Source organism: Pseudomonas sp. 01L34, from assembly GCF_056400265.1.
This window is the reverse complement of record NZ_JBFTSX010000005.1, coordinates 273,967-300,354: the sequence shown is the minus strand read 5'-3', so window position 1 is coordinate 300,354 and position 26,388 is coordinate 273,967. Positions and strand designations below refer to the sequence as shown.

General features: G+C 56.3%; 32 protein-coding genes. 13 read left to right on the top strand and 19 right to left on the bottom strand.

Annotation, left to right across the window (positions count from 1 at the left end):
- Positions 1–175: 175 nt before the first annotated feature.
- The 6 genes from AC1DQM_RS16885 to AC1DQM_RS16860 all read right to left on the bottom strand — a co-directional run bounded on the left by AC1DQM_RS16885 (position 176) and on the right by AC1DQM_RS16860 (position 4,709).
- Positions 176–658, bottom strand: a complete 483-nt coding sequence (locus tag AC1DQM_RS16885) for a hypothetical protein (protein ID WP_477743298.1) — start codon at positions 656–658, stop codon at positions 176–178.
- Positions 655–990: a hypothetical protein gene (locus AC1DQM_RS16880; RefSeq protein WP_477743297.1), complete on the bottom strand. Its 336-nt coding sequence runs from the start codon at positions 988–990 to the stop codon at positions 655–657. Before AC1DQM_RS16880 ends, AC1DQM_RS16885 begins: the two co-directional genes overlap by 4 nt.
- Positions 987–3,689, bottom strand: a complete 2,703-nt coding sequence (locus AC1DQM_RS16875; RefSeq protein ID WP_477743296.1) for a DUF5906 domain-containing protein — start codon at positions 3,687–3,689, stop codon at positions 987–989. Before AC1DQM_RS16875 ends, AC1DQM_RS16880 begins: the two co-directional genes overlap by 4 nt.
- A complete protein-coding gene (locus AC1DQM_RS16870) occupies positions 3,686–3,892 on the bottom strand; it encodes a TraR/DksA C4-type zinc finger protein (RefSeq protein WP_477743295.1) in 207 nt (68 codons plus the stop codon). The genes AC1DQM_RS16875 and AC1DQM_RS16870 overlap by 4 nt, the downstream gene beginning before the upstream one ends.
- A complete protein-coding gene (locus AC1DQM_RS16865) occupies positions 3,885–4,373 on the bottom strand; it encodes a phage regulatory CII family protein (protein ID WP_477743294.1) in 489 nt (162 codons plus the stop codon). Before AC1DQM_RS16865 ends, AC1DQM_RS16870 begins: the two co-directional genes overlap by 8 nt.
- Positions 4,374–4,511: 138 nt before the next feature.
- Positions 4,512–4,709, bottom strand: a complete 198-nt coding sequence (locus AC1DQM_RS16860) for a hypothetical protein (RefSeq protein ID WP_477743293.1) — start codon at positions 4,707–4,709, stop codon at positions 4,512–4,514.
- An 11-nt stretch (positions 4,710–4,720) separates the two neighbouring features.
- Here AC1DQM_RS16860 and AC1DQM_RS16855 point away from each other — a divergent pair, with 11 nt between their 5' ends.
- From AC1DQM_RS16855 to AC1DQM_RS16810, 10 genes are all read left to right on the top strand, one after another.
- A complete protein-coding gene (locus AC1DQM_RS16855; protein WP_477746524.1) occupies positions 4,721–5,485 on the top strand; it encodes a LexA family protein in 765 nt (254 codons plus the stop codon).
- Between the two features lie 336 nt (positions 5,486–5,821).
- Positions 5,822–6,196, top strand: coding sequence for a hypothetical protein (locus AC1DQM_RS16850; RefSeq protein ID WP_477743291.1), 375 nt, complete (start codon positions 5,822–5,824; stop codon positions 6,194–6,196).
- 10 nt (positions 6,197–6,206) lie between these two features.
- On the top strand, positions 6,207–6,482 hold the full coding sequence (locus tag AC1DQM_RS16845; protein WP_477743290.1) for a hypothetical protein: 276 nt from the start codon (positions 6,207–6,209) through the stop codon (positions 6,480–6,482).
- Entirely contained in the window at positions 6,479–6,862 is a 384-nt protein-coding gene (locus AC1DQM_RS16840) for a hypothetical protein (protein WP_477743289.1), read from the top strand. Before AC1DQM_RS16845 ends, AC1DQM_RS16840 begins: the two co-directional genes overlap by 4 nt.
- Entirely contained in the window at positions 6,859–7,101 is a 243-nt protein-coding gene (locus tag AC1DQM_RS16835) for a pyocin activator PrtN family protein (RefSeq protein ID WP_477743288.1), read from the top strand. Before AC1DQM_RS16840 ends, AC1DQM_RS16835 begins: the two co-directional genes overlap by 4 nt.
- A gap of 55 nt (positions 7,102–7,156) precedes the next feature.
- Complete coding sequence (locus AC1DQM_RS16830; RefSeq protein WP_477743287.1) at positions 7,157–7,498, top strand: hypothetical protein; 342 nt, start codon at positions 7,157–7,159, stop codon at positions 7,496–7,498.
- 51 nt (positions 7,499–7,549) lie between these two features.
- Entirely contained in the window at positions 7,550–8,359 is an 810-nt protein-coding gene (locus AC1DQM_RS16825) for a DUF2303 family protein (RefSeq protein WP_477743286.1), read from the top strand.
- 79 nt (positions 8,360–8,438) lie between these two features.
- Positions 8,439–8,858: a hypothetical protein gene (locus AC1DQM_RS16820; RefSeq protein WP_477743285.1), complete on the top strand. Its 420-nt coding sequence runs from the start codon at positions 8,439–8,441 to the stop codon at positions 8,856–8,858.
- A 166-nt stretch (positions 8,859–9,024) separates the two neighbouring features.
- On the top strand, positions 9,025–9,222 hold the full coding sequence (locus AC1DQM_RS16815; RefSeq protein ID WP_056856218.1) for a hypothetical protein: 198 nt from the start codon (positions 9,025–9,027) through the stop codon (positions 9,220–9,222).
- Positions 9,189–10,493 carry an Arm DNA-binding domain-containing protein gene (locus tag AC1DQM_RS16810; protein WP_477743284.1) on the top strand — a complete coding sequence of 435 codons (1,305 nt, stop codon included), beginning with the start codon at positions 9,189–9,191 and terminating at the stop codon, positions 10,491–10,493. Before AC1DQM_RS16815 ends, AC1DQM_RS16810 begins: the two co-directional genes overlap by 34 nt.
- Here the strand turns inward: AC1DQM_RS16810 and AC1DQM_RS16805 are convergent.
- The 3 genes from AC1DQM_RS16805 to AC1DQM_RS16795 form a co-directional block, all read right to left on the bottom strand.
- Positions 10,423–11,682, bottom strand: coding sequence for a PIN-like domain-containing protein (locus AC1DQM_RS16805; RefSeq protein WP_477745473.1), 1,260 nt, complete (start codon positions 11,680–11,682; stop codon positions 10,423–10,425). The genes AC1DQM_RS16810 and AC1DQM_RS16805 overlap by 71 nt on opposite strands.
- A gap of 380 nt (positions 11,683–12,062) precedes the next feature.
- Positions 12,063–12,470 carry a hypothetical protein gene (locus AC1DQM_RS16800; protein ID WP_477743282.1) on the bottom strand — a complete coding sequence of 136 codons (408 nt, stop codon included), beginning with the start codon at positions 12,468–12,470 and terminating at the stop codon, positions 12,063–12,065.
- A 12-nt stretch (positions 12,471–12,482) separates the two neighbouring features.
- Complete coding sequence (locus AC1DQM_RS16795; RefSeq protein ID WP_477743281.1) at positions 12,483–13,280, bottom strand: hypothetical protein; 798 nt, start codon at positions 13,278–13,280, stop codon at positions 12,483–12,485.
- 364 nt (positions 13,281–13,644) lie between these two features.
- On the opposite strand from AC1DQM_RS16795, the gene mutS reads away from it, so the two are divergent.
- Together mutS and fdxA are read left to right on the top strand one after the other, a co-directional pair.
- Complete coding sequence (gene mutS, locus AC1DQM_RS16790; RefSeq protein WP_436275861.1) at positions 13,645–16,212, top strand: DNA mismatch repair protein MutS; 2,568 nt, start codon at positions 13,645–13,647, stop codon at positions 16,210–16,212.
- Positions 16,213–16,354: 142 nt separating this feature from the next.
- Complete coding sequence (gene fdxA / locus AC1DQM_RS16785) at positions 16,355–16,678, top strand: ferredoxin FdxA (protein WP_007940535.1); 324 nt, start codon at positions 16,355–16,357, stop codon at positions 16,676–16,678.
- A 489-nt stretch (positions 16,679–17,167) separates the two neighbouring features.
- Here fdxA and rpoS read toward each other — a convergent pair whose 3' ends face one another.
- From rpoS to AC1DQM_RS16745, 8 genes are all read right to left on the bottom strand, one after another.
- Positions 17,168–18,175 carry an RNA polymerase sigma factor RpoS gene (rpoS, locus tag AC1DQM_RS16780; protein ID WP_007940534.1) on the bottom strand — a complete coding sequence of 336 codons (1,008 nt, stop codon included), beginning with the start codon at positions 18,173–18,175 and terminating at the stop codon, positions 17,168–17,170.
- A gap of 107 nt (positions 18,176–18,282) precedes the next feature.
- Positions 18,283–19,140 carry a peptidoglycan DD-metalloendopeptidase family protein gene (locus AC1DQM_RS16775; protein ID WP_026286488.1) on the bottom strand — a complete coding sequence of 286 codons (858 nt, stop codon included), beginning with the start codon at positions 19,138–19,140 and terminating at the stop codon, positions 18,283–18,285.
- Positions 19,141–19,351: 211 nt separating this feature from the next.
- Entirely contained in the window at positions 19,352–19,987 is a 636-nt protein-coding gene (locus AC1DQM_RS16770; protein WP_173861137.1) for a protein-L-isoaspartate(D-aspartate) O-methyltransferase, read from the bottom strand.
- A gap of 41 nt (positions 19,988–20,028) precedes the next feature.
- Positions 20,029–20,778, bottom strand: a complete 750-nt coding sequence (surE, locus tag AC1DQM_RS16765) for a 5'/3'-nucleotidase SurE (RefSeq protein ID WP_018926998.1) — start codon at positions 20,776–20,778, stop codon at positions 20,029–20,031.
- Positions 20,766–21,824 carry a tRNA pseudouridine(13) synthase TruD gene (gene truD / locus AC1DQM_RS16760; RefSeq protein ID WP_018926999.1) on the bottom strand — a complete coding sequence of 353 codons (1,059 nt, stop codon included), beginning with the start codon at positions 21,822–21,824 and terminating at the stop codon, positions 20,766–20,768. The genes surE and truD overlap by 13 nt, the downstream gene beginning before the upstream one ends.
- Positions 21,821–22,294: a 2-C-methyl-D-erythritol 2,4-cyclodiphosphate synthase gene (gene ispF, locus AC1DQM_RS16755; protein WP_018927000.1), complete on the bottom strand. Its 474-nt coding sequence runs from the start codon at positions 22,292–22,294 to the stop codon at positions 21,821–21,823. The genes truD and ispF overlap by 4 nt, the downstream gene beginning before the upstream one ends.
- 54 nt (positions 22,295–22,348) lie before the next feature.
- Positions 22,349–23,194: an S-formylglutathione hydrolase gene (gene fghA / locus AC1DQM_RS16750; RefSeq protein ID WP_064620040.1), complete on the bottom strand. Its 846-nt coding sequence runs from the start codon at positions 23,192–23,194 to the stop codon at positions 22,349–22,351.
- A gap of 8 nt (positions 23,195–23,202) precedes the next feature.
- Complete coding sequence (locus AC1DQM_RS16745; protein ID WP_018927002.1) at positions 23,203–24,315, bottom strand: S-(hydroxymethyl)glutathione dehydrogenase/class III alcohol dehydrogenase; 1,113 nt, start codon at positions 24,313–24,315, stop codon at positions 23,203–23,205.
- A gap of 106 nt (positions 24,316–24,421) precedes the next feature.
- Between AC1DQM_RS16745 and AC1DQM_RS16740 the strand changes: the two genes are divergently transcribed.
- On the top strand, positions 24,422–25,318 hold the full coding sequence (locus AC1DQM_RS16740; RefSeq protein WP_018927003.1) for a LysR substrate-binding domain-containing protein: 897 nt from the start codon (positions 24,422–24,424) through the stop codon (positions 25,316–25,318).
- 35 nt (positions 25,319–25,353) lie between these two features.
- Here AC1DQM_RS16740 and ispD read toward each other — a convergent pair whose 3' ends face one another.
- Entirely contained in the window at positions 25,354–26,061 is a 708-nt protein-coding gene (ispD, locus tag AC1DQM_RS16735; RefSeq protein ID WP_019581012.1) for a 2-C-methyl-D-erythritol 4-phosphate cytidylyltransferase, read from the bottom strand.
- A complete protein-coding gene (gene ftsB, locus AC1DQM_RS16730) occupies positions 26,058–26,336 on the bottom strand; it encodes a cell division protein FtsB (protein ID WP_007907178.1) in 279 nt (92 codons plus the stop codon). Before ftsB ends, ispD begins: the two co-directional genes overlap by 4 nt.
- Between the last annotated feature and the right edge of the window lie 52 nt (positions 26,337–26,388).

Sequence of the window (26,388 nt, the reverse complement as noted above, 5' to 3'; positions counted from 1 at the left end):
GGAGCATGCCGAACACAAAAAAGAAAACCCCGCCGGTGGGCAGGGTTTTCAGTGTCGCGGCATATGCCAGGACGAAGTGCACAGCACGTGCTCGGGGGAAGCGCCAAGGCGCAAAATCCATATCGTGGTGACTTTTTACCCCCTGAGTACGGAACCGAAAAGAGGCCATTTTCGGTTAACCGACTCGACGCAACTTTGACGCAACTTTGAGGAGACTTTGAGGCAAAACACCCCGACCAGCGGTAAGCCATTTACGTGCATCTTTGCGCTCGGCCAGCACCTCAAAGAGTCGCACATGAAGACTGTGCACCAGGTCGTAATAGGTTTGCTTCGCTTTGGACACATACCCCAGTTCATGCATCTGCGAAATCCAGGTCGGTGCCGGGTCGTCGCCATAACGCAAGACCGCCAACCGCTGCAGCCTTTCACCCCGTCCATCTTGTCGGGCGATCTCGGAAAGTGCTGCGCCGACTTCCTGAGCAACAGCATCAGGTCCCGCACCAGCACCAAGAATGATCCGAGATCCGGGAGTGCCGCGTGGCGCGCATCCGCCCCACTCCATGATCGTTGCCATCGGGCTGCCCATGCCACCGGCCTCGCCGTTCTTTCGGCACTGCTCGCCCCAATGTTTCAGCAAAAGCTCCATCGCCTCAATCATTGACCTTCCCCCCGAAATACCGAACCCAACACAGAAAAACCACAACCCGACACAAAGCCAACACAAATAAATCCCTTTAAATTCAATACGTTTATCGACCTTGAGTTGAGTGTGTTGGGTTTGTTGGGTTTATCTGTCTTCGCATAAGAAAAAATTCTTACCCTTGCTATCGATTCAAATAACGTCATGCATGCGCGTGCGCGACACAAAACCCAACACACCCCACACAACACCCGCAAACCCACGTTATTCAAGGCCTGAAATTGTGTGGGGTCTTCAAAATCAACCCGACACACACCCGACACACCCAACACATTTTTAGGGACAGTCATGCGGCAGCCGCCTTGATGTGGTCCCAACTGTCCACATGCCAGCCTGCCAGCTTCGCCTTGGCCCGCCAGTGTTCCACCTGCTTGCCCAGTTCGGCCGCCTTCAGTGATGGGGGTGGGGAAGCATCCGGATCAACAGGAAAGAAGAACGCGCCAAAGCGACGGTTATTGCCATCGGTCCAAGGTATGGCACGCGTTTTATCCACCTCGGAACTGATGAACAGCGAGAATTTCGTCTGACTCATCACGTGTTCTTTATTGCGCTGACACCATTCGAGGAACAGCGAATAGAGATCGGTCGACAGACACGGCCCCCAAAGGCCTTGACCCAACTCGCTGTACTTCCAAAGATGCAGAAACGTTTGCCAGCCAGCCCGACTCAAGGCAACCAAGCGCTCACGTGCATCAGTCGAGGGCGGCCGCGTTCGTTGATTGAAGTCGCCCAGATCGATCGACAACAACCAGCCGTACAGCGCCGTAACTCCGCCCTGTTCCAGCTCCCGTCCGATCGCCTTTTGCCGCTCGACCGGCAAGGTTTCCATTGGCCACATCACCAACATTCGCCGGTCACTGTCGCTGATAGGCCAGGGAAGAATCTCGTTGCTCAGGAACACCGCATTCATATGGTTGGCTTCTTCCCAGCCATTGATGAACTTCGATTCCATCCGCACCGTTTTGCCAGTGATCAGGTGCTTGATCTTGCCCACCTGGTTGTACCGCTGATCACGGCTGACCACCTCTTCGAACACCGACCACAGCTTGCGGCTTTGCCAAGCGTTGAAATTGCTTTCCAGCTGAGTCTGGCCGACCGTCGCGGCGTATTGCCCGTAAAGCATGCCGAGTGCATCAGCAAACAGAAGACTCTTACCCGACCCCTCCATGATCGAGTGCATGAGCACGGCGGTGTCCATCTTGGCGCCCAGGTGCTGTAGCGGATACGCCAGCCAACGAATCAGCCAACTGGCAGCGGCGTCGTCGTGATTGCACAAGAACGAAATCAACCAACGCAGGTTGGCGCAGGCTTCGTCATCACGCACCGGCTCCAGCGGCAGGCCATCAAAGGTGTTGATGTACACCGCCGGATCTTTGGTCATGGTCGGGTCAAACACGATATGTTCGACGTCTACCGTGCGCCGCTCGCTGCTGTTCAACCACAGCGGATAGGTGTCACCCAGCGCCATCTTCACCGCGCCTTCGGCAACGCGTCGCTTCTTCTCCCGGTCCCAAACGTCTTTGGTGCCATCGATGTACACATAGCGATCGGTCGGCGGCATGCCCAAGGCACCGCCTTTTTTTCCCGCCATGCGTCGAGCCTGTTCGATGTCGCGGACGTGATCATCAGAGATCAACCGTTTGCCCGTGTCATCCAACCAAGCTTTGGCCAGCGGTTTGCCAACCCGAGCTTCGAACGCAGACTTCTTCATCACCCGCGACTGGTCGCAGTCCCAGACGTGTGTAGTCCCCTCGACCAAAGCGAAACGACGAAGCAAATGGTCAATCGTCATTACCTCCCCCGCCCCCCCGTCAGAGGCAGGAGCGGCCTCGCTGGTCGCGTTGGCATCAGTAGGGTTCGGCCCGCTCGAATCACTGGATGGGGTCGGGGGAAGATCACCCGGATCTGGTCGGGAGGAACGCTGCATACCCAACATGCGCGCAGCGTCCTTCACTGCCTTCGACTGATCACCCCCGTGCTCGAGTAAACAGAACACTTCGAACGCATCATTCTGATGCCCGTTCGCGAGCGGATCGGCACCGTGGTGCGAGTAGACCTTGCCTTCTTCGCTGATCGTCACTCCCGGCAGGCCGGTACTGCTCTGAGGGTAAAGCCACTTACTGCCCCGTTTGATATAGCCGTGGGTACGCAGAAGCTCTTCGACATCATGGCAGCGGTTGAACTCATCAATTACCGATGGAGACTTACCGCTGGCCGGTGCTGGACGTTTGCTAACCTTCACCGGAGGCGTTGTGGGCTTGATCGCCCACGGGCACGCCGCTTCGGCATCGCGCTTGAAGAAGTCCCAGTTTTTCCAGATGGTCAGCAAGTCGGCGGTCAGCGTCGGCATTCCGTCCGTGGCGCTCGGTGGAGTTTTCCAGGTGTAGGGCTGGCCCGTACCGGGATGAATCGACGGCGGGAACACGTCCTGCACCAGGCCAGCACGCAGCTCAAACACCGTAAAGCGTTTGTACTCATCGGCTTCCGCACGTGCCGCAGCTTCACCGGCAACATCGCCCTGCTGTTTCGCAGCCTTGGCCTTATCCATCAGCCCTTTGTGAATCGAGCCATCAGGGTCTTTTTCATTCGGCCAGGAAAGAGAGTGCCGGGTCAGCTCAACGCCATCCGGCAGTTTGAACAGCACCCGGAAGCGCGCGGGGTTACCGACAATGGTCGGATACACCACCGCCATGGCATCCAGATCGACACCCAGAAGCTCATACAGCACATGCCGCGTCCACTGAACATCGTCGACATCCAACGAGCAGACACGGCTAGGCCCGAGCACAACACCGAGATTGTGGTGCGGGTTTCGTTGCCAGAATGTTTCAGCTGCGGCGGCGTCAGTGAAGTAGCCGCCTGGCTTGTTCCACCCCATACCCTTTGGGGCCTTTTCACCTGGCTCAATGGAAACCAAGGCGAGGTTGAAAGTATTGATGTAACGCTTTGCCCATGTGGCGATGGCTAGTCCTTTGGCCGCTTCACTCATCGCCGGGCCTCCCGCAACCCTTGGCAGTCAACGCAGGTTTCGCAACCCTCAATCGTCTGCTGTCGAAGTAACGGGATAGGTTCGTCGCAATCCTCGCAGAATTGCGCACTGACGCGGCTTCGTGGCACACGCCGACTGCGATGAAGGGCAACGTCGAGTTGGTATTGCGCCAGATCGTTAGCGCGATCAATTTCATCAGCCATTGATGCGATCCTCCATCGCCTGACGGGCACCCGCCATGATGCCGAGGATTTCGCGAATCACATCCATGCCCTGCTTTTCGAGGTCCAAGACTTCATGAAGCTCCCAGACGTTATCGGCCGCACCATCGTGCATCGCGGCCACAAACTCACCCGTCTCGCCGAGCAACTTGCCTACAGCTTTCAGCGCCTCGCGTGTTGCCCGTACCGGTACCGGGCGGTACCAGACCGCACCGGCCGGACGCATCAATGCGTCGAGTAAACGCGAGTCGCCGGTTAGCCTGATCACGTCCTCAAGTTCATCAGGATTCAACCAACGGCGCTCTTCATCGAGCTTAAGTTTCTTCTGGAGTGTGTCGTTGTCCAAAACCATGTCAAAGGCAAGGGCGGTGATTCCGCCCTTGTAGTCACGGCCAGCGCGATAAATCGCCTGACGTAGTGGAAGGACCGGACCAGCGTCCGGCAAAAGATCTGTGCGACTCATAACCGTAAATCCCCCGTTTACGGTCTAGCCATAGTTCAGGGCAACCCCTATCCTACAACCACGACCGATGTACATGTGCTGTGTGTCGTCGTAGCTGGGCTGGGGGATCTTTGGTGAGAGGCCCCAGCCCGGCACCCTTTAAGCGGCGCTCTTGCGCTCTACACTATCTTTTTCCTGCTCGTAAAATCGCTCGATAGCTTTTCCGGTTTCATATCGAACATCTGCGCCCTTACTCGCCCGATAGATCGTGGGTTGTGTTGTGCCGACCTTGTCAGCGATTGCTCGCTGCGAAAAACCAAGCCCTAAAAGTACGTTCAGCATTTTCTGAATAGTCATTTGATTCACCAATGCGCTTTCGCATTGATCAGATAATACGCAACCGTATCGATGCGCGCAATACACTTGCAATACGTTTTCGAATCAGAGGGTCTGAAGTGATAGGCAAACGCATTGCACAGCGAATGGCAGAACTCCAGCTTTCGGAGGGTGAGTTAGGTAGAAGATCGGGAGTTCCCCAACCAACCATTCACAGAATAATTACCGGCGAGTCGCTAAGCCCTAGGCAAGCAAACGTCGAAAAAATTGCAAAGGCGCTTTCGGTGGGCGTGGATTGGCTTTGGACCGGGACCACCGCTGCCATGTTTCTTAAAAATGGGATACCTACCGGCCTTGGCGAATCTAACGTCGAGCCAGGTCCCGCCATTAAAGGTCTAGTGCCGTTGATATCTTGGGTTCAAGCAGGGGCGTGGTGTGAAGCGATAGACGTCATGGACCTAGATGACGCCGAGCTCTGGCTGCCCTGTGCAGTCTCGCACAGCAAAAAGACGTATGCCCTACGAGTCCGCGGGCTATCTATGTTCAATCCACATGAACGAAGATCATTTCGCGATGGCGATATCATCTACGTCGACCCAGCGAAAGACGCCGAAAACGGTTCTCTCGTAATCGTGAAGCTGACCGATAGCGAAGACGCAACGTTCAAGCAATTGGTTATGGAGGGAACACGACAGTTCCTCAAGCCATTAAATCCCTCCTGGCCTGAACCCATTATTCAGCTGCCTCCTGATGCGATGATTTGCGGCGTCGTAATCTCAAAACTCGAAATTTTCTAACGCAGACGCATTAAGAGCCCGCCTCATTGGCGGGTTTTCTTCCTTTAACACAAAATCAATACCCAAACGCATTGACCTAAACGATACGAATTTGTATTGTTTGTCCCGTATCCCTCTCACCAGAGTACGAGACATGCAAACCACACAGCACAGCAACACCTGTTGCCCAGTCTATCTGCACCCATCGGCATGCTTCAGCCCCGCCGCCGTGGAAGCTATTCAGCGCCACACAGGGCTTCTGGTCATCACCAGCCCCAAAGGTCACACCGCGGCAATCAAGCCCTTCGACACTGTCGCAGCCGATGACGGCACCTGGCCGTTCGGAGGTGATGCAGCATGAACAGCTATCTCATTCCGCTCCCAAAACAAGAGCTGCTGCACCACATGCTGCAGGTTGGGGGTTCCGCCGTCTGCCCTCTTCAACGACCAGAGCAAACCATCCACGCGAGCTTTGAAGTCGAGCTCACCGACGAGAGCGCAGTCATCAGCGTTGACCTTGGCGGTCACACGGGCGAACTGACCCTCAAGCGTTCAGACCGAGCCAACCACCTGCACTTGCGGGACTTCATCCAAGACATTGCGAACGGTCGCATTGAGTCGGCACAACCCGCACCAGCCGCCGAGCAACCCAGTAGCGCAGCGCAAATTCAGCAAATGTTGGACGAGTCGCAAGTCCTGCTTAACAGCGTTCGAAAACTGCTCGCAGCCTAAGGACAGCGCAATGAACCGCACCCTGGACGAAACCGCCGCAGTGCTCGGCCTCAAGCCCCGCGCCTTCCGCAACAGGTTGCGGGAGTTGGGCATTTTGAACACCCGTGGCGACCTTGCCAGCCAGCACCGTGATCGGGGCTATCTGTACTCGGACCCACGCAGCACCTTGATCCCCTCCATCAACAAATACCGCCACTACGCCGTGGTCATGGTGAAAGAAGCAGGGGTTGATTGGCTGGCCAAGAGACTGGGAATCACCATCACAAAGAAGGACGCCACTGCATGAAAACCAATCGATCCAACGCTTACACCCAAGCCCTCGGCGCCCTGAAGTTGATCCCGATCTATCTCAACTGCCCCGGCGTCGTCAGCCGCGCCACGCTGATCGGAGCCTCAACCGAAGCGGTCCAACTGCTGGAAAGCATGCCGGTTCTGAGCACCGAACTGGCCGAGGTATTCCGCTACGTCAACAACGTGATTCAAGACGGTCAGGTGGCCTACGTCACTCCAACCAACTCACCCGAATACCCTTTTGGCGCCGTGATCGCTGACGCAAAAGGCCGGATCTGCGCCGCCGCCATGGGTAAAAGCAAAGAAGGCCTTGCTGAATTGATCCGCCTCAAGTTGGCGCCCCCATCGGAAGGGTTCGGGGAGGTCGCCGCATGAGCAACACCCTTGACCAACTTCGCAAACAGTTCACCACCCCCTGCCCATCCTTGACGGCGGTACGTGAACAGTACTTCACGCACATTCGAACCGATCGCTACCTGCTGAGCGAGATCAAGGCTGGACGTATTCAGTTGGTCGTGAAGCGCCACCACTGCTCGGCTCGCGCCAAACCAGTGGTGTATCTGCACGACCTGGCCGCCTTCCTCGACGCCCAAGCGACGAAGGAAGCAGCCTAATTCATCGGTGGCCCCTGCCGTCCAGAGGCGCCTCCCACTCAATGAGACACAGCACATGAAAGCCACAGACACGAACGATTTCTTCAACTCGCTGAACGCCGGCGTCTTCTCCCAGCAGATCGGCCAAGCACTATCGAACGTCGCAGCAGGCGTCATCGACTACGGCAAGGCAGGCGAAGTCACGATCAAGTTGAAGATGAAGCAGATCGGCCAGAGCAATCAGGTTGCCGTCAGCCATACCCTCGACTTCGCCCAGCCCACCAAACGCGGCAAGTTGCGCGAAGACTCAACTCTGGACACGCCGCTGTACCTCACACCTCAAGGGCTGACGCTGTTCCAGAACGACCCGACTTCGCAACTCTTCAAGAGCGAAGACACGCCGGTAACCCCCCGCTAAAAGAACCACCAAAACACAGCACCAAATCCTCTCACCAAAAAGGAAGCACCAATGCCACTCGCTAAAGACACGCTCGAACTCATTGTCGCCCAAGCACATGCAGCCAGCTCCCTACCTGCAACGCTCATCCCTGTAACTGCGCTGCCGGACAATGTTCAGATCCATAACCTTGAAAAGTACCAGGCGTTGCGCTCTCGCTTCCGTGGCGCGCTGTACACCAACAGTCTGCGCGACTTCGCTGAATACACGATTTCTCGCACGGGCCTAGCAGCCAGAGGCTTTGTCGATCAGGACGACATGAGCTGCAAGGTCTTTTTCAACCTCGGAACCGATGCAGCGCCGGGTCACGCGGATGACGTGGCGACACTGAAACTCAAGCCGACCGCAGCCTACAAAGCCCTCCAGCAAATCGCCGGCAAGAGACTCAGTCAGCGCGACCTGGCTGAATGGATCGAAGACTGGCACCTGAACTTAGTCGCCGTGAAAGAAGGCGGCGGCACCATGCCTATCAGTGCTGCGGTGGCCAGCGTGCGCAATATCACCATCGAGGCGCGAAGTTCGGCGACCAGCAGCGAGCACAACTTCGGCGCAGCCCGCAGCGCGATGGACAGCATCGAAGCCGCCAGCGCAGAGACTCGGGTCGAAGCCCTGCACTTCTCGCTGATCCCATACGACGGTCTGGCTACCCGCGTGTTCACGCTGAAACTCAGCATCCTAACCGGCGATGACAAACCGACCCTGAAACTTCGCTGGGCGGGCGAAGAGCAGCAGGTCGAAGAAATCGCCCAGGAATTCAAAACGACGCTCGCCAAAGAAGTCGGCGGCGCCGCAACCCTGACCCTGGGCACCTTCAGCGCGTAACTACTCCCACATAGCGACAACCCGCTGCCGGCCTCTCACCAACGATCCCGGCGGCGGGCTCTACCGAGGTACACAGCACATGACTGCAATTCAAATCTGCGCACTGATCAGCATCATCATTGCGGCGGCCTTGCTCTACTGGGTCGGCTATCGAGGCGGCTTGGCTGACGGCCGCATCGAAGGCATTGATGAAGGTATCAACAATCAACGCGCCGAAAGCGCCAAAACCATCCGCGAACTTGAAGCGTCCCTTCAGTTCATACGAGCCGATCACCAGCACCTTGCCCAGCATTGCAAAAGGCTCAGGGACAGCAAAGCGCTCAGTGAAGAACACCATCAGACCTTGCTGGATATTGCCGAAAAACTGCGAATCGCAGCCGAAACATTCAGTGCCTTTAAGACCGGTAAAAAGCTTGAACGGGATTCACTCTACCTGCGCGACAAGGCTCTGACCATGGCGAGCTTTCTGGAACCGCTAACCCAGGAAGATGCGGCATGACAGCCCTTCGCCGAACAGTCCGAATACGCAACGGACAAATGCCGCCCCTCGACCTGAACGTCATCTGTGACAAATGCGAAAAGTCACGGGCACACGGCAACCACCAAAGATGCAGCAAGCAGCGCCAAGCCGAGGGCATCGCACGGCGCGCAGGGGAGCAACAGCAATGAGTCTTCCACGCTGGGTAATGATCAACCGTGCCTCAGAACTCACGGGCTACAGCGAAGACGCCATTCGCCACAAAGTGAAGAACGGCACATGGGCTCAAGGCCGGATCTGGCGCAAAACGCCGGACGGTCGCATCGCAATCAATATGACGGAGTACGACAAGTGGGCCGAAAGCGCACCGCAGGAAGCGGCCTAGAAGACGAGTTGGCCAAACACAAAGGGATCGAAGTACACGGCGGCAACATCCGCGTTGTGTTCATGTGGCGGCGAGTCCGATGCCGCGAATCCCTCGGCCTACCGGTCACCAAAGCCAACATCAAACATGCCGCCCTACTGAGGGCGGCGATCACTCATGAGATCAAGACAGGTCGCTTTGATTACAGCCGGCACTTTCCCAACTCGAAGAATGCGACCAACTACAGCAATGTAAAAGACGAACGCCTGGCCGCGCTAATGGACCGTTACAAACCGCTGAAGGCTGTCGATATCACCCCGATGACCGAGGAGAAATATGGATATGCACTGGATATCTGCACCGAGCTACTGGGGCCAGACCGACTGGCAGGGATTCTTTTACCTGAAGATATCCAGCACCTCAGAACACAACTGATCTCTACACGGGCACCTTCGACGGCGAATCATTACCTGGCTACATTTTCGGGTTTCTTGGCATGGTGCGAAAACAATGGGTACTGCCGCAAAGGTCTGTCTGCAGCCTGCATTCGATTCGCGATGAACGGGCGCGAACCAGATCCATTGACTAAGGGCGAGTTCGAACAGCTGCTCAGTAAAGGATGCCTACATCCGCAGGACTCTGCAGCGATCACCATTGCGGTTTTCACGGGGCTTCGTCCGGGTGAGATGTGCGCGCTAGCAGTCGAAGATATCGACCTGACTGCTGGACAGATCAACATCACCAGGGCAATCACGGCGAACGGGACATTTAAAGTACCCAAGACCGGAAAGCCCCGAGCAGTACTTCTGATGCCGCCAGCAGTCGAGGCCTTCAAAACTCTAATGGAGTTGGTGGCCGATCATGAACCGCGCGAGATCGAGGTGTACATGAATCGCCACGAAAGCCGCATCGAAACCGTCACCCCCCTGCTGTCCCCAACGACACAAGCCCGAAAAAAAATCATTAATCATTGGTTTGTCCCCACGGCCTGGAACACGAAATGGGCAGCCATTCAAAAGCGTTCGGGGATTCGCCCACGTCGTCCGTATCAGACCCGCCATACATACGCCTGCTGGTGTTTAACTGCTCGCGGAAATTTAGCATTTATCGCGAAGCAAATGGGCCACAAAGACTTCACTATGCTCGTTGAAGTGTATGCCAAGTGGATGGACGACGAGTCGCCCATGGAACTCCAGCACATTTGGAACAATTTGAACTCCGTCAGGAACGCGGGTAATTCAGCGACACGTCCTCATCAAACTGAGCCAAAACAAGCATCTCTAACTCATTGATTTTTCGTTTCAAGTCTTCCATACGCGCTTCCGCCGCACGCTCCCGAGCTCGATAGATCGCATTTTTCGATTTACCTTCGGGAGTTTTTCTAGCATTGCCGTTATTAATACCAATTCGCGCCTGCAACCTATCTCTTGTCGCCTGCCTCAAAAGCTCCTGACAGCTAATAATCTGCTGAGTCAACAGATCAGAGTCTTGAGGATCGACTACATTCCAAGGCAAATCACTTAGAGAACCAGAAGCCGCAGCCTCTTCAATAATAGCAGCATCTCTAACTTCCTCTATCACCTCAACAGATGTATTCTGCTCAAGATATTCATTCGCATAATTCAAAAATGAGTGATAGCTATAAAGATAGAAATCCTGACCAGCCTCAATATTAAATTCCTCAATCAGCTGCGGCAGAGGCCCAATAATTCTACCTCCACACTTTTCCCACCAATCTTCTTTCTGCTCCTCTGTAACCATAATAACTGGTTGCCCCAACTCTTTGGCCTTCTCTATTACCTGCTTCCAAATTATCAGATCACCATATCGCTTACAGACCTCACCAAACACAGGGGAGTTCTTATATTTACTCACATCCTGAAAGCCTGGAGGTATTAGATTCGCATATCTAACTTCACCCTCCTTAACGATAAGCCTCAGCTCTGCCTCATCATACTTACGCCCAACCTTACCCGATAAAAGTTCGGCAACTTCCAGCTTCACGTCATCATCAGTCAGTCTCGAACGATGAAACCCCATCTTATCTTCTAATTCATCAATCACCCTTTGTGAAACATCAACAAAATCGTTATGTAGTTCTTTGGATAAAAAAGGATGACGAGTAGCGACATCAAGGCTGTCAAGAAATGACTGCAATGTCGCAGCCGCATCAGCATAAAGCTGCGCTTGATCATGAGCGATCTTCGCCCTGTTATCTAAAAACTCAAACCCGACTTGGTAAGGTATCCACAGACGATCTCCTAAGGAACGCACAATTTTATAAAATGCATCCCGAGCGTGATCGGAGCGTTTATAAACTGAAGTCAGAACGTTCGTATCAAAAACAAAGAAACACTCCCTCCAAATTTTGCTGCGCCTTTCGTCGTCCGAAGCGAAATGACTAGCGAAAATGTCTTTCACAGAAAACCCTACCTGAAATCTTGATGGCGTATTCATAGCACGAAGCTTTGCTGCAGCCAACGTACCTTCTGTACAGCGGGAAGGCTGATCGAGGTGTACATGAACCGCTACGAAAGTCGCAACGAAACAGTCACCTCGTTGCTATCAACAACAACACAAACCAGAAATAAAATCATTAACCTTTGGAATATCCCCCCATCCTGGAACACCAAGTGGGCTGTCGTCCAGAAGCGTTCGGAAATTCCCCCCCGTCGACCTTATCAGACGCGGCACGCCTATGCGTGTTGGTGTCTGACCGCCCGCGAAAACTTAGCCCTCATTGCGAAACAACAGGGCATAAACATCTCGATATGTTAGTAGGAGGGCGCATGCGAAATGGAGGGGCTATAAGTCCCCAAAAGAGCTGGGGACTATCTAGAAAACAATAGAAAGGCTAAATCTCAAGCAGCTTTGCTAGCCTCAAGAGCCTCTACTAGCTCAATGGCTAGCTCGCAACGCTGTACGAAAGCATCACCTTCCATAGATGACAGGTGCGAAACAAGATCATAGTCCGCCTTGCATCGTGATTCGTGCAACACTTTCAGGGAGTACCCCACGCGCTTCATTTTTGATTGAAGGGCTTTATCTGAATAGAGATTATCAATATAGAAGGCTCTTAAATTCTTATGAACAGGCCCAGAATGGCTACTGATTGGAGGCACATGAATACCATTAGCGTGACTCAACGCCGAGTGGTAAAGAGCATAGTAACCGCGCGAAATACAACTTCTAACACGTATCTCTGAAATCGGCGAGGCGGAAAGAAAATCTTTAGCTTCGCTGAGAAAATCCCTATATACAACGCTCATAAATGCTCCCTTTTACGCGGCACTGTGTTCTACATTTGCACTCGCCTGCATATGCTCGCGCCGAACAACGTTAACCACGATCTTATCCCAATCTACAATAGCCGAATCCTCAAGAATCAGATCCATCAGATACTCATTCACTTCCACCAATTGGCTTGCACTATTCGCATCAACGTTAAGCTCTATATATATATGACTAACACCGTCAAAGCTCGAAACCTTTTCGACCATATGCGTAGTACTTAACCCATGCCTCATCAAGGCATGTTCAATATGAAGCCCAACCTTACTAATTTGTTCTAAGGAAATACCGTGTTCACCAACTCGCCCAATAAACTCTCGAGCATCTTGGACCGCCTTAAGCGCTTCTATGTCAAATGTTGAATTTGCCTTCTTGAAATCCGCAACTATCGAGTCGAGAGTATTATAATCAAGCAAAAATGCCATCGTCTGCAAGCGATGAACGAGAAGTTCTTGATCACCAGGAACGAGCTCGGAAGTCTTATCAAACATTTTCTTTGCCAAAGTCAAATCACCTACAGTCTTCATTGAGACACCGAAGTTAAAGTAACCAACGACATCAGCAACTAGACGCAAAGACTTTTCATGAAGCTCTTTAGACTCAGCATAATCCCCCGTTATTGCAGCCAGCATCCCACCCAACATGTATGCTTCAGCTGCGTTAACCGATATCAACTTCTCGATATCTTTTTTCAGTGAACGCACTTCGAACGGGGTTACTTCGGAACGTTTCGAGAGGGCCTCGATACGAGCGGTGATCTCTTCACCTTTGCTATTCGGAACGGACATAAAGTCCTCCTGTAACGGCTATCCTTTGCCACAGTCTCTTGGCTACGCATGACGCGCCACAGACCGATTAAAATGCTTACCTTGGCTCACGTAGCGAAAAAAATGGGCCAGGGTAAACATTTTCCAAGCGCGCAACGTTGCGAAATTTACGCACCGCACCACTGATAGTCAATGGCTTACGCCTGCACCCGACCAACGCCATTCCGCCTCATGTGAGGACCTACAGATAGCCTGCCGTGGTAACCTTTCCTCAACTGTAGCTCAGAATGGCAGCGCCGTTAACAAAGCGCATGTCTATTTCTTTTGCCCCATTTTTGCCCCACAAATTTCAATATAGCCGCCCAACCATCTGATGAATAAAGCAATTTCCGATCTGTCCTCCCACACGCCAATGATGCAGCAATACTGGCGCCTGAAGAATCAGCACCCCGACCAGCTGATGTTCTATCGCATGGGCGACTTCTACGAGATCTTCTATGAAGACGCGAAGAAGGCCGCCAAGTTGCTGGACATCACCCTGACGGCTCGTGGGCAATCGGCGGGTCAGGCGATTCCGATGTGTGGGATTCCTTACCACGCTGCGGAAGGTTACCTGGCGAAACTGGTGAAGCTCGGCGAATCGGTGGTGATCTGTGAGCAGGTCGGTGACCCGGCCACCAGCAAAGGGCCGGTGGATCGTCAGGTGGTGCGCATCATCACGCCCGGTACGGTCAGCGATGAAGCGCTGCTGGATGAGCGCCGGGACAACCTGATCGCGGCGGTGCTGGGTGACGAGCGCCTGTTCGGCCTGGCTGTGCTCGATATCACCAGCGGCAACTTCACGGTGCTGGAGATCAAAGGCTGGGAAAACCTGCTGGCGGAACTGGAGCGGGTCAACCCGGTGGAGCTGATGATCCCGGATGACTGGCCGAAGGATTTGCCGGCGGAAAAACGCCGTGGGGTTCGTCGCCGTGCGCCGTGGGATTTCGAGCGCGACTCGGCGTTGAAAAGTCTTTGCCAGCAGTTCTCCACCCAGGACCTGAAAGGTTTCGGCTGCGAGAACCTGACCCTGGCCATCGGCGCTGCTGGCTGCCTGCTCAGTTACGCCAAGGAAACCCAGCGCACTGCCCTGCCTCACTTGCGCAGCCTGCGTCATGAACGCCTGGACGACACCGTGGTGCTGGACGGCGCCAGCCGGCGCAACCTGGAACTGGATACCAACCTGGCCGGTGGTCGCGACAACACGTTGCAATCGGTGGTCGACCGCTGCCAGACCGCCATGGGCAGCCGTTTGCTGACCCGCTGGCTGAACCGTCCGCTGCGGGATTTGACGGTACTACTGGCACGCCAGACGTCGATCACCTGCCTGCTGGACCGTTATCGTTTCGAGAAACTGCAGCCGCAGCTCAAGGAAATCGGTGACATCGAGCGGATTCTGGCGCGGATCGGCCTGCGTAATGCCCGCCCTCGTGACTTGGCGCGTCTGCGCGATGCCCTCGGCGCACTGCCAGAGTTGCAGGTGGCGATGGCCGAGCTTGAAGCTCCGCACATCATGCAATTGGCGACGACCACCAGCACCTATCCAGAACTCGCGGCGCTGCTGGAAAAAGCCATCATCGACAACCCGCCAGCGGTGATCCGTGACGGCGGCGTGTTGAAAACCGGTTACGACAGCGAACTCGACGAGCTGCAATCGCTCAGCGAAAACGCCGGGCAGTTCCTGATCGATCTGGAAGCCCGGGAGAAGGCCCGCACCGGCCTGGCCAACCTGAAAGTGGGTTACAACCGCATTCACGGTTACTTCATTGAGTTGCCGAGCAAGCAGGCCGAATCGGCACCGGCAGACTATATCCGTCGCCAGACCCTCAAGGGTGCCGAGCGCTTCATCACCCCGGAACTGAAAGCGTTCGAAGACAAGGCGCTGTCAGCCAAGAGCCGCGCCCTGGCGCGCGAGAAGATGCTCTACGAAGCACTGCTCGAAGACCTGATCGCCCAGTTGCCGCCCCTGCAAGACACAGCCGCCGCACTGGCCGAACTGGACGTACTGAGCAACCTCGCCGAGCGTGCACTGAATCTGGACCTGAACTGCCCGCGCTTCGTCAGCGAGCCATGCATGCGCATCAGCCAGGGTCGTCACCCGGTGGTCGAGCAAGTACTCACCACACCGTTCGTGGCCAACGACCTGAGCCTCGATGACAGCACCCGCATGCTGGTGATCACCGGTCCGAACATGGGCGGTAAATCCACCTACATGCGCCAGACCGCGTTGATCGTGCTGCTGGCGCACATCGGTAGCTTCGTGCCGGCGGCCAGTTGCGAATTGTCCCTGGTCGACCGGATCTTCACCCGGATCGGTTCCAGCGACGACCTGGCGGGCGGGCGTTCGACCTTCATGGTCGAAATGAGCGAAACCGCGAACATCCTGCACAACGCCACCGAGCGCAGCCTGGTGCTGATGGACGAAGTCGGTCGCGGCACCAGCACCTTCGACGGCCTGTCCCTGGCGTGGGCCGCGGCCGAGCGTCTGGCACAACTGCGGGCCTATACACTGTTCGCCACTCACTATTTCGAGCTGACGGTGCTGCCGGAAGCCCAGCCGCTAGTAGCCAACGTGCACCTCAATGCCACCGAGCACAACGAACGCATCGTGTTCCTGCACCACGTGCTGCCTGGGCCTGCCAGCCAGAGCTATGGCCTGGCGGTTGCACAGTTGGCCGGGGTGCCGAGCGAAGTGATCGTGCGTGCCCGTGAACACTTGAGCCGGCTGGAATCCACGGCGCTGCCCCATGAAGTGCCGACGCCGGCCAAAGGCAAATCCGTTGCGCCGCAACAGAGCGACATGTTCGCCAGCCTGCCGCATCCGGTGCTGGATGAACTGGCCAAACTTGATCTGGATGACCTGACACCACGCAGGGCTTTGGAAATGCTCTATACATTAAAGACACGGATCTAACGCACTTGCCTGCAAGCTGTTAGAATCTCGCGCGGTTTGGGATGCTGCAGGCTCATAGCCTGGCCTGCAGACTATCGCTCCCGAACCTGGCGACCCCGTCCTGAAGGGGCTCCGCTGCCGCCGCCTGAGGAGAAAATTAGAAATGACCTTCGTCGTCACCGACAACTGCATCAAGTGCAAGTACACCGACTGCGTAGAAGTCTGTCCGGTGGACTGCTTTTACGAAGGCCCGAACTTCCTGGTGATTCACCCGGATGAGTGCATCGACTGCGCACTGTGCGAACCAGAATGCCCTGCCGTGGCCATCTTCTCTGAAGATGAAGTTCCCGCCGGCATGGAAAACTTCATTCAGCTGAACATGGAATTGGCCGAGGTATGGCCAAACATCACTGAACGGAAAGATCCATTGCCCGATTCCGCTGAATGGGATGGCAAGCCAGGCAAGATCGAACACCTCGAACGCTGATTTCCCTCGCGTTCCAGAAAAGGCCCCTTGCGGGCCTTTTTGCTTTTCTGCAGGCAAAAAAAAAGGGGCGGTTTGACCCGCCCACATTTTTTCCCTATTCCATGTGTTCCTTTTCATCGTCCTGATGAATCGCATCCTGCGATGTCCGTTCCCCTCTTCCTTGAAGGGCGTGTCTATCCGTCGACACAGTTCAAATACTAGAGGATTCCCCACCAAGAGCAATCGGCCTCCATGACTGAAATCATCTGTAATATGCTGTTAACTCAATAAAATAATCATATAAATCAATAGCTTATAAATACAGCATCCTTCGAATAGACAACTACCAGGGTGTAAAAATAATGAACACTTACGAAAGAGTAAGCAAAGACTTACACCACGAGACTACAAACCTGAGGTGGCGCCAATACCAACGCGCCTCTCTCATCTTGCCGACAACAAAAAGCCCCGAACCAGTCGGGGCTTTTGGTTGACGGTTGAGCGAATGGCTTATTGGAACAGCGACTCACTCGACAGGCCGTTTTTCTCGAGAATCTCCCGAAGACGCTTGAGGCCTTCAACCTGGATTTGCCTGACCCGCTCCCGGGTAAGGCCGATTTCCAGGCCGACATCTTCAAGCGTACTGCTCTCGTGACCTCGCAAGCCGAAGCGGCGTACGACCACCTCGCGTTGCTTGTCGGTCAGCTCCGAAAGCCATTGATCGATGCTCTGCGACAGGTCGTCATCCTGCAACAGTTCACATGGATCGGTCGGGCGGTCGTCGGTCAGGGTGTCCAGCAGGGTTTTATCCGAATCCGGACCCAGCGAGACGTCGACCGAAGAAACCCGCTCGTTCAGGCCAAGCATGCGCTTGACCTCGCCTACCGGTTTCTCCAGCAGGTTGGCAATTTCTTCGGGTGAGGGTTCATGGTCGAGCTTTTGAGTCAGCTCCCGTGCAGCCCGCAAGTACACGTTGAGCTCTTTGACCACATGAATAGGTAGCCGGATGGTCCGGGTCTGATTCATGATCGCGCGTTCGATGGTCTGACGAATCCACCAGGTGGCGTAGGTCGAAAAGCGGAAGCCGCGTTCTGGATCGAACTTTTCCACTGCCCGGATCAGGCCGAGGTTACCCTCTTCGATCAGGTCCAGCAGCGACAGCCCACGATTGACGTAACGCCGGGCGATTTTCACCACCAGCCGCAGGTTGCTTTCAATCATGCGCTTGCGTCCGGCCGGATCACCACTTTGCGACAGGCGTGCAAAATGAACTTCTTCTTCCGGGGAGAGCAATGGGGAAAAGCCGATTTCATTGAGGTACAGCTGCGTGGCATCGAGTGCCCGGGTGTAGTCGATGTACTTGTGTTGCTTTAACGAAGCGGAGTGTCTGGATTTGGCACGAACGGAAGGTGGTGCATCCCCTTCATCATTCGACATCGAATCCATAGCGATGCCGGTCTCCATAAGGAGAACCTCATCGTCGATGTCAAACTCCGGCACTTCTTTACTGAGAGCCATTGTTATAGTCCTTTGGTGAGTTCGACCTCAAGCTCAAGCGGCGCCTTGATCCCTGGCAACGCTGGAGCCTGTTCCCTCTACGTGACGGAACAGGCTTGGCTAACAAATCAACGACGTGGCAGGAACTGCAGCGGATCTACAGGTTTACCTTGTCGGCGAATCTCAAAATGCAGTTTCACCCGGTCTGTACCCGTTGACCCCATTTCGGCAATTGTCTGTCCGACTTTGACCTGCTGCCCCTCCCGAACCAACAGCCTGCGGTTGTGACCGTAGGCACTGACGTAGGTATCGCTGTGTTTGATGATGACTAATTCGCCGTAGCCCCTTAAGCCACTCCCGGCGTATACCACCGTCCCATCAGACGCAGCTAAAACAGGCTGTCCCAAATCTCCGGCGATATCAATTCCTTTATTCAAACTACCGTTTGAAGAGAATTTTCCAATCAGAATGCCATTAGAAGGCCACCCCCAGCCCGTCGGGGCCGGACCGGCAGGAGGCAGTGGAGCGGGTGCCGGTTTGCTGGCGACGGACGGTGCAAGCACCGTTGTACTGGTCGTTGTGCCATTTGCCTGACGCCGAATTACCGTGGTTTTGCTCGACGATGAAGGCGAGGAACTGGACGAACTCACCACCGCTGCCGGCGTTGAATCGTTGCGACCGTCGAAGCGAATCGTCTGACCCGGATGGATCGTGTAAGGCGTAGGAATGTTGTTCCTTGCCGCGAGGGCTTTGTAGTCCCAGCCGTAGCGAAAGGCGATGGAAAACAACGTGTCCTTGGGTCGAACAATGTACTGGCCGGTGGTTACGGCCGGACGCTGGGCGACCGCATTGTTGCGATCGACAACTCCCGCGCTACTCGATTTGGTGCTGGAGCAACCGACCAGCAAGGTACTCAAGACAAGACCAGTCACCAGACGCTGAAAGCTCGTTATACCCATTCGCTGCGCAACGACTGTGAGACTCACCCGCCGCTCCCTTTGTGGTGGCTGAAAATATGAATTGCCGTGTTTCGGCACGAAATGTCGCAAGTATAACGGGCCGAACAGGCTTTACCTTTAATGAAGCGGATTCGCTTCACGCACACGTTTGCTGCCTGACGATGAATTCTGTTTAACCCATCGATGCCGCTGTAAGACCCGGGCAATCGAAGAGAATTCAGCACGTTGAAACAAATGCTCAGGCCAGCGGCCCGTTGAGCAGCGGCACAAAACGCACCGCCCCCAGAACACGCCTGGAAAAGCCCTGTTCTTCACGGATGATCAGCATCAATTGTTGAACTTCACCAGAGCCGACCGGAATCACCAGTCGCCCGCCCGGTGCCAATTGATCGAGCAGCGCCTGAGGCACGTCGGTGGCCACGGCGGTCACAATGATGCCGTTGTAAGGCGCCAGCGCCGGCCAGCCTTCCCAGCCATCGCCCCAGCGAAATACCACATTGCGCAGGTTCAGCTCCACCAGGCGCTCCTTGGCTCGATCTTGCAGAACCTTGATGCGCTCGACGGAAAAAACCCGCTCGACCAGTTGCGACAGCACCGCTGTCTGGTAACCCGAACCAGTACCGATTTCCAGCACCTTGTCCAACGGGCCGGCTTCCAGCAGCAGCTCGCTCATGCGCGCCACCATATAAGGCTGGGAGATGGTCTGGTTATGGCCAATCGGTAGCGCCGTATCTTCATAAGCGCGGTGGGCCAGCGCCTCATCGACGAACAGGTGACGCGGTGTGCGGCGGATGACTTCCAGCACCTTGGCGTTGGACACCCCTTCTTCATAGAGGCGCTGAATCAGACGCTCACGGGTCCGCTGGGAGGTCATCCCGATGCCGCGGTGCAGAATATCGTCTTGTTCACGAGCCATTAGCGCAGCCCCTCCAGCCAGCCATCGAGACTTCTGAAGGCATCATTAAAGGTGCGATCCAGTTGCAGTGGCGTGATTGAAACATAGCCTTGCATCACCGCATGGAAATCGGTGCCCGGGCCGCCATCTTCGGCGTCACCCGCCGCAGCGATCCAGTAACCGGATTTACCACGCGGATCGACCACTTTTATCGGCGCAGCGGCGCGGGCGCGATGGCCCAGGCGGGTCAGCTGGATACCGCGGATATGCTCCAGCGGCAAGTTGGGAATGTTCACGTTCAGTACCGTGCGCGGTGGCAGATCGAGGTCCGCGTGGGCCTCTACCAGTTTGCGCGCAAAATAGGCCGCCGTGGGAAGGTTCTCCACTTGCCGTGAGACAAACGAAAAGGCAAACGAAGGACGCTCCAGGAAACGTCCCTCAAGGGCCGCCGCCACAGTACCGGAATACAGCACGTCGTCCCCCAGGTTCGCACCCAGGTTAATACCGGAAACCACCATGTCCGGTTCAAACTCCAGCAAGCCGTTAAGGCCCAGGTGCACGCAATCGGTAGGCGTACCGTTGAGGCTGATAAAGCCATTGGCCAAGGTATGCGGGTGCAACGGACGGTCGAGCGTCAGCGAGCTGCTGGCGCCGCTTTTGTCCTGGTCCGGGGCGATAACCACGCATTCGGTGTAATCCGCCAGCGCAGCATAAAGCGCGGCGAGACCGGGTGCGGTTACCCCATCGTCGTTAGAAATCAGAATACGCATGGGCTGTCCGTCTGCCCCACCGGCACCAGATCGACGAGTTCACGCACCAATACGGTGGCGAAACATCCGGCCGGGAGGACGAATTCCAGTTGCAGAATGTCAGGCTCGGGATAATGCCACGTCAACCCGCCAATGGGCAGCCGCAGGATGCGACGTTCGTGGCTCATACCGGCGTTAATCAACCAATCGCGCAGATCCGCTTCGCGCGCGGCGATTGCCTGCTCCAGTTCATGGACAGCCCCCGACGCCGGCGAGTCACCTTCGCCCCACTGTGGGCCGGTCGGGTGCAAGTCGAGAATCGCCAGACGCGGGTCACTGCACTCGGCTTCACCTGCCGGGAAGAAACTGCGGCTGTCAGTGAACGCCAGCAGATCGCCGACCTGAGCACGCTGCCAGGTACCATCGGCGACGCGTGCCGCCAGCACCTGATTAAACAGAAAACTACGCGCAGTGGAGAGCAGGCGCGAACGCACATTGCGTTGTTCCGGCAGGGCCTTGCGCGCAGCCCAGGCACGGGCGTCGACGACGTTGCCGCCGTCATGCCCGAAACGCTGGGCGCCGAAATAATTGGGAATACCTTGCCTGGCGATCAGTTGCAGACGCTCTTCGATCGCGGCCTTGTCGCCAGCGAATTGAGTCAGGCGCAACGTGAAGCCGTTGGCCGAATGGGCACCGCGTTGCAGCTTGCGTCTGTGCCGACCGGTCTTGAGAATCTTCAGCGTGTCGTTTTCCGCTGCCGACAGATCCGGATCAGCCTTGCCGGGCAGTTGCACGCTGAACCACTGGCGAGTCAACGCCTGACGGTCCTTGAGGCCCGCGTAGCTGACGGTACGCAATGGCACGCCCGCAGCCTTGGCAATCCGCCGTGCCGCTTCTTCGGTATTCAGACCGCGCTTTTCCACCCAGATCCATAGGTGTTCGCCGTCGCCGCTCAGGGGAATATCGAGGACTTCATCAACCTGGAAATCTTCCGCCGTGGCTTTCAGCACCGCGCTGCCGAGAGCGTCACCGTAGGCCCGTGGGCCGAGCAATTGCGCCTCGTTCATGCGCGCAGCAACAAGGCAACGGAGTGCACGGCAATACCTTCTTCGCGACCGACAAAGCCAAGCTTTTCGGTGGTGGTAGCTTTCACGTTCACTTGATCCAACTCAACTTGAAGATCCGCGGCAATCAGCGCGCGCATCGATTCGATATGCGGGGCCATTTTCGGGGCCTGGGCGACGATGGTGTTATCGACGTTGCCGACTTTCCAGCCCTTGGCGTGGATCAGTGCGACGACATGACGCAACAGCGCGCGGCTGTCGGCGCCCTTGAATTGCGGATCGGTGTCCGGAAAATGCTTGCCGATATCACCCAGCGCGGCAGCGCCGAGCAACGCATCGCTCAAGGCGTGCAGCAGGACATCACCGTCGGAATGGGCAAGCAGCCCGAAGCTGTGTGCAATCCGCACACCGCCCAACGTGATGAAATCGCCTTCACCGAAACGGTGCACATCATAGCCGTGGCCAATACGCATAAAAAAAACGCCCCGATTTTTGTCAGGGCGTGATTCTACCTGCTTTGTCAGACATTAGGCGCTTAGAGCGCGCGCGTGATGCTGCAAGTGGTCGTCGATGAAACTCGCGATGAAGAAATAACTGTGGTCGTAGCCGGGTTGCAAACGCAACGTCAGCGGATGACCGGCAAGTTTCGCCGCCTGTTGCAGGGCTTCTGGCTTGAGCTGGGTGGCGAGGAAATCGTCGCGATCACCCTGATCCACCAGCAGCGGCAGTTTCTCGTCGGCTTCGGCGATCAATGCACAGGCATCCCACTCGCGCCATTTCGACCGGTCTTCCCCCAAGTAGCGGGAAAAGGCTTTCTGCCCCCATGGGCAATCGATCGGATTGTTGATCGGCGAGAACGCCGACACCGACTGGTAACGCCCCGGATTGCGCAAGGCGCAGACCAGCGCACCATGACCACCCATGGAGTGGCCGCTGATGCCACGCTTTTCCGATGCCGGGAAATGCGCCTCAACCAATGCCGGCAATTCCTGCACGACATAGTCATGCATCCGATAGTGCCGCGACCACGGTTCCTGCGTGGCATTCAGATAAAAACCGGCACCGAGACCGAAGTCCCAGGCACCATCCGGATCGCCCGGCACTTCGGGACCGCGTGGGCTGGTGTCCGGTGCGACGATAATCAGCCCCAGCTCGGCAGCCATGCGCATGGCACCGGCCTTCTGCATGAAGTTCTCGTCGGTACAGGTCAGGCCAGACAACCAGTACAACACTGGCAGTTTACCGCCCTGCTCCGCTTGCGGCGGCAGGTACACGGCAAACACCATGTCGCAGCCGAGCACGTCGGAGCGGTGCCGGTAGCGCTTGTGCCAGCCGCCGAAGCTTTTCTGGCAGGAGATATTTTCCAGGCTCATAAGCGACCTCAGAAATGAATGACGCTACGGATGCTTTTGCCTTCATGCATCAAGTCAAACGCCTTGTTGATATCTTCCAGGCCCATGGTGTGGGTGATGAAGGTATCCAACGGGATCTCGCCGGTCTGGGCCATTTCGACATAGCTTGGCAACTCGGTACGGCCACGCACGCCACCGAACGCCGAACCGCGCCAGACGCGACCGGTGACCAACTGGAATGGACGGGTGGAGATTTCCTGGCCTGCGCCGGCCACACCGATGATGACCGACTCGCCCCAACCTTTGTGGCAGCACTCAAGTGCGGCACGCATCAACTGCACGTTGCCGATGCATTCGAACGAGAAGTCGACGCCGCCATCGGTCATGTCGACGATCACTTCCTGAATCGGACGATCGAAGTCTTTCGGGTTCACGCAGTCCGTGGCGCCCAATTGCCTGGCGATTTCGAACTTGGCCGGGTTGATGTCAATGGCGATGATCCGGCCAGCCTTGGCTTTGACCGCGCCGATCACGGCAGACAGTCCGATGCCACCCAGGCCGAAGATGGCAACGGTGTCACCCGGTTTGACCTTGGCAGTGTTGATCACCGCACCGATGCCGGTGGTGACGCCACAGCCCAGCAGGCAGACTTTTTCCAGCGGTGCTTCTTTAGGAATTTTGGCGACGGAGATTTCCGGCAGCACGGTGTACTCGGAAAACGTCGAGGTGCCCATGTAGTGGAAAATCGTTTCGCCCTTGTAGGAGAAGCGCGAAGTGCCGTCCGGCATCAGGCCTTTACCCTGGGTTGCACGAATCGCCTGGCAGAGGTTGGTTTTGCCCGACAGACAGAATTTGCACTTGCCACATTCCGGGGTGTACAGCGGGATCACATGATCGCCCACCGCAACCGAGGTCACGCCCTCGCCGATCGCTTCGACCACCGCGCCACCTTCGTGGCCCAGGATCGACGGAAAGATACCTTCCGGGTCCGCGCCCGAGAGGGTGTAGGCATCGGTATGGCAGACACCGGAAGCGACGACGCGCAGCAGGACTTCGCCCGCCTTGGGCATGGCGACATCGACTTCAACGATCTCGAGGGGCTTCTTGGCCTCGAAGGCAACGGCGGCGCGCGACTTGATCATGCTGACTCTCCAGTGAATAAAAACGAGACAGGGAGTGTAATACAGCGGCATACGATGAATAATCGGGACAAAAGCAAAACATTATTGCCATGCAGGGATAATCCTGATGTCCGAAAACCGCTGGGAAGGCATCGACGAGTTCGTCGCCGTCGCAGAGTGCAACCAATTCACCGCCGCGGCTGAACGCCTTGGGGTGTCTTCCTCCCACATCAGTCGCCAAATCGTACGACTGGAAGAGCGACTGCAAACCCGCTTGCTCTATCGCAGCACCCGCCGGGTCACGCTGACCGAAGCCGGGCAAACCTTTCTGCAACATTGCCAACGTTTGCAGGACGGCCGCGAAGAAGCGTTGCGCGCTGTCGGCGACCTGACCAGCGAACCCAAGGGCATGCTGCGCATGACCTGCGCCGTGGCCTACGGCGAACGATTCATTGTGCCGCTGGTGACTCGCTTCATGGGGCTGTACCCACAACTGCGTGTGGACATCGAACTGAGCAACCGCCCGCTCGATCTGGTGCACGAAGGGCTGGACCTGGCCATCCGCCTCGGCCGCCTGCAGGATTCAAGATTGGTCGCGACTCGTTTGGCACCACGGCGCATGTATCTGTGCGCCTCGCCGTCCTACCTGGAACGGTATGGTCGCCCACACAGTTTGTCGGAACTGAGTCGCCACAACTGCCTCATCGGCAGCTCGGATATCTGGCAACTGGAACAGAACGGGCGGGAATTTTCCCAGCGAGTACAGGGAAACTGGCGCTGCAACAGTGGGCAGGCGGTGCTGGATGCCGCGCTACAAGGGGTTGGATTGTGTCAGCTGCCGGATTACTACGTGCTGGAGCACCTGAAAAACGGCGAATTGATCTCGCTGCTGGAAGCCCACCAACCGCCGAACACAGCGGTTTGGGCGCTTTATCCACAGCAGCGGCATCTGTCACCGAAAGTACGCAAGTTAGTGGATTATTTGAAGGAAGGGTTGGCCGAACGGCCGGAATATCGGGTTTAAGAGAAAAGATCACAGCCTGCATAGGCGGCGATCTTTTAACGGCGGTTCGCCCAGCGCTGGCGCAACCACTCAAGGTCTTCGGGGCGAGTGACTTTGATGTTGTCGGATCGACCTTCGATCAAACGGGGTGCCATACCTGCCCACTCCATCGCCGAGGCTTCATCGGTGATGACAGCATCCGCCACCAGGCTATCCGCCAACGCCCGATGCAATGCTCCAAGGCGAAACATCTGCGGTGTATAAGCCTGCCAGATCACACTGCGATCCACTGTTTCCAGCACACGCCCGTGCTTGTCGACCCGTTTGAGGGTGTCGCGCGCAGGCACCGCCAATAGGCCGCCCACCGGGTCGTCAGCCAGTTCACTGAGCAATTTATCAAGATCATCGCGCGCCAGATTCGGTCGCGCGGCATCGTGAACCAACACCCAATCCTCATCGTCAGCGCCCTGGGCATGCAGATGCAGCAAGGCGTTGAGCACTGATCCGGAACGCTCGGCGCCACCTTCAACCCGCTGAATACGCGGATCGGCAGCACAGGCCAGGTTCGGCCAGTAAGGATCGTCGATGGCAAGACTGACCACCAACCCCTTCAGGGCAGGATGATCGAGGAAACAGCCAAGGCTGTGTTCGAGAATAGTGCGCCCGCCCAGTTGCAAGTATTGCTTGGGACGGTCCGCGGCCATACGGGCACCGACGCCCGCGGCAGGAATCACGGCCCAGAAGGCCGGTAACGACTCAATCATTGGGCCAACTGGTAAAGGGTTTCACCATCCTTGACCATGCCCAACTCATGGCGAGCCCGTTCTTCAACGGTCTCCATGCCCTTTTTCAACTCACTGACTTCGGCGTCCATCACCCGATTGCGCTCCAGCAACGCCTCGTTCTCGGCGTGCTGATCCGCAATCTGCTGCTTCAGCTCGGCCACTTGCGCCAGACTGCCATTACCCACCCACAGGCGATACTGCAGGCCGGCCAGCAGCAAGAGCAAGACGAGGAACAACCAATTGGGACTGCGCATCGAATATCAGGTATCCAGTGAAAAAAGACAGCCATGCCAAACTTTGAAGCTT

Excerpts from the sequence above, each read along its gene's own strand:
- AC1DQM_RS16860 (WP_477743293.1), bottom strand. The coding sequence starts at position 4,709 with ATGACTATTCAGAAAATGCTGAACGTACTTTTAGGGCTTGGTTTTTCG.
- surE (WP_018926998.1), bottom strand. The coding sequence starts at position 20,778 with ATGCGTATTCTGATTTCTAACGACGATGGGGTAACCGCACCCGGTCTC.
- ispD (WP_019581012.1), bottom strand. The coding sequence starts at position 26,061 with ATGATTGAGTCGTTACCGGCCTTCTGGGCCGTGATTCCTGCCGCGGGC.
- rpoS (WP_007940534.1), bottom strand. The coding sequence starts at position 18,175 with ATGGCTCTCAGTAAAGAAGTGCCGGAGTTTGACATCGACGATGAGGTT.
- truD (WP_018926999.1), bottom strand. The coding sequence starts at position 21,824 with ATGAACGAGGCGCAATTGCTCGGCCCACGGGCCTACGGTGACGCTCTC.
- AC1DQM_RS16795 (WP_477743281.1), bottom strand. The coding sequence starts at position 13,280 with ATGTCCGTTCCGAATAGCAAAGGTGAAGAGATCACCGCTCGTATCGAG.
- AC1DQM_RS16815 (WP_056856218.1), top strand. The coding sequence starts at position 9,025 with ATGAGTCTTCCACGCTGGGTAATGATCAACCGTGCCTCAGAACTCACG.
- AC1DQM_RS16845 (WP_477743290.1), top strand. The coding sequence starts at position 6,207 with ATGAACCGCACCCTGGACGAAACCGCCGCAGTGCTCGGCCTCAAGCCC.
- AC1DQM_RS16820 (WP_477743285.1), top strand. The coding sequence starts at position 8,439 with ATGACTGCAATTCAAATCTGCGCACTGATCAGCATCATCATTGCGGCG.
- ispF (WP_018927000.1), bottom strand. The coding sequence starts at position 22,294 with ATGCGTATTGGCCACGGCTATGATGTGCACCGTTTCGGTGAAGGCGAT.
- AC1DQM_RS16850 (WP_477743291.1), top strand. The coding sequence starts at position 5,822 with ATGAACAGCTATCTCATTCCGCTCCCAAAACAAGAGCTGCTGCACCAC.
- AC1DQM_RS16745 (WP_018927002.1), bottom strand. The coding sequence starts at position 24,315 with ATGATCAAGTCGCGCGCCGCCGTTGCCTTCGAGGCCAAGAAGCCCCTC.
- AC1DQM_RS16870 (WP_477743295.1), bottom strand. The coding sequence starts at position 3,892 with ATGGCTGATGAAATTGATCGCGCTAACGATCTGGCGCAATACCAACTC.
- AC1DQM_RS16840 (WP_477743289.1), top strand. The coding sequence starts at position 6,479 with ATGAAAACCAATCGATCCAACGCTTACACCCAAGCCCTCGGCGCCCTG.
- AC1DQM_RS16875 (WP_477743296.1), bottom strand. The coding sequence starts at position 3,689 with ATGAGTGAAGCGGCCAAAGGACTAGCCATCGCCACATGGGCAAAGCGT.
- AC1DQM_RS16885 (WP_477743298.1), bottom strand. The coding sequence starts at position 658 with ATGATTGAGGCGATGGAGCTTTTGCTGAAACATTGGGGCGAGCAGTGC.
- AC1DQM_RS16830 (WP_477743287.1), top strand. The coding sequence starts at position 7,157 with ATGAAAGCCACAGACACGAACGATTTCTTCAACTCGCTGAACGCCGGC.
- AC1DQM_RS16835 (WP_477743288.1), top strand. The coding sequence starts at position 6,859 with ATGAGCAACACCCTTGACCAACTTCGCAAACAGTTCACCACCCCCTGC.
- ftsB (WP_007907178.1), bottom strand. The coding sequence starts at position 26,336 with ATGCGCAGTCCCAATTGGTTGTTCCTCGTCTTGCTCTTGCTGCTGGCC.
- fdxA (WP_007940535.1), top strand. The coding sequence starts at position 16,355 with ATGACCTTCGTCGTCACCGACAACTGCATCAAGTGCAAGTACACCGAC.
- AC1DQM_RS16800 (WP_477743282.1), bottom strand. The coding sequence starts at position 12,470 with ATGAGCGTTGTATATAGGGATTTTCTCAGCGAAGCTAAAGATTTTCTT.
- fghA (WP_064620040.1), bottom strand. The coding sequence starts at position 23,194 with ATGAGCCTGGAAAATATCTCCTGCCAGAAAAGCTTCGGCGGCTGGCAC.
- AC1DQM_RS16770 (WP_173861137.1), bottom strand. The coding sequence starts at position 19,987 with ATGACCTCCCAGCGGACCCGTGAGCGTCTGATTCAGCGCCTCTATGAA.
- AC1DQM_RS16880 (WP_477743297.1), bottom strand. The coding sequence starts at position 990 with ATGACTGTCCCTAAAAATGTGTTGGGTGTGTCGGGTGTGTGTCGGGTT.
- AC1DQM_RS16855 (WP_477746524.1), top strand. The coding sequence starts at position 4,721 with ATGCGCTTTCGCATTGATCAGATAATACGCAACCGTATCGATGCGCGC.
- AC1DQM_RS16865 (WP_477743294.1), bottom strand. The coding sequence starts at position 4,373 with ATGAGTCGCACAGATCTTTTGCCGGACGCTGGTCCGGTCCTTCCACTA.
- AC1DQM_RS16825 (WP_477743286.1), top strand. The coding sequence starts at position 7,550 with ATGCCACTCGCTAAAGACACGCTCGAACTCATTGTCGCCCAAGCACAT.
- AC1DQM_RS16740 (WP_018927003.1), top strand. The coding sequence starts at position 24,422 with ATGTCCGAAAACCGCTGGGAAGGCATCGACGAGTTCGTCGCCGTCGCA.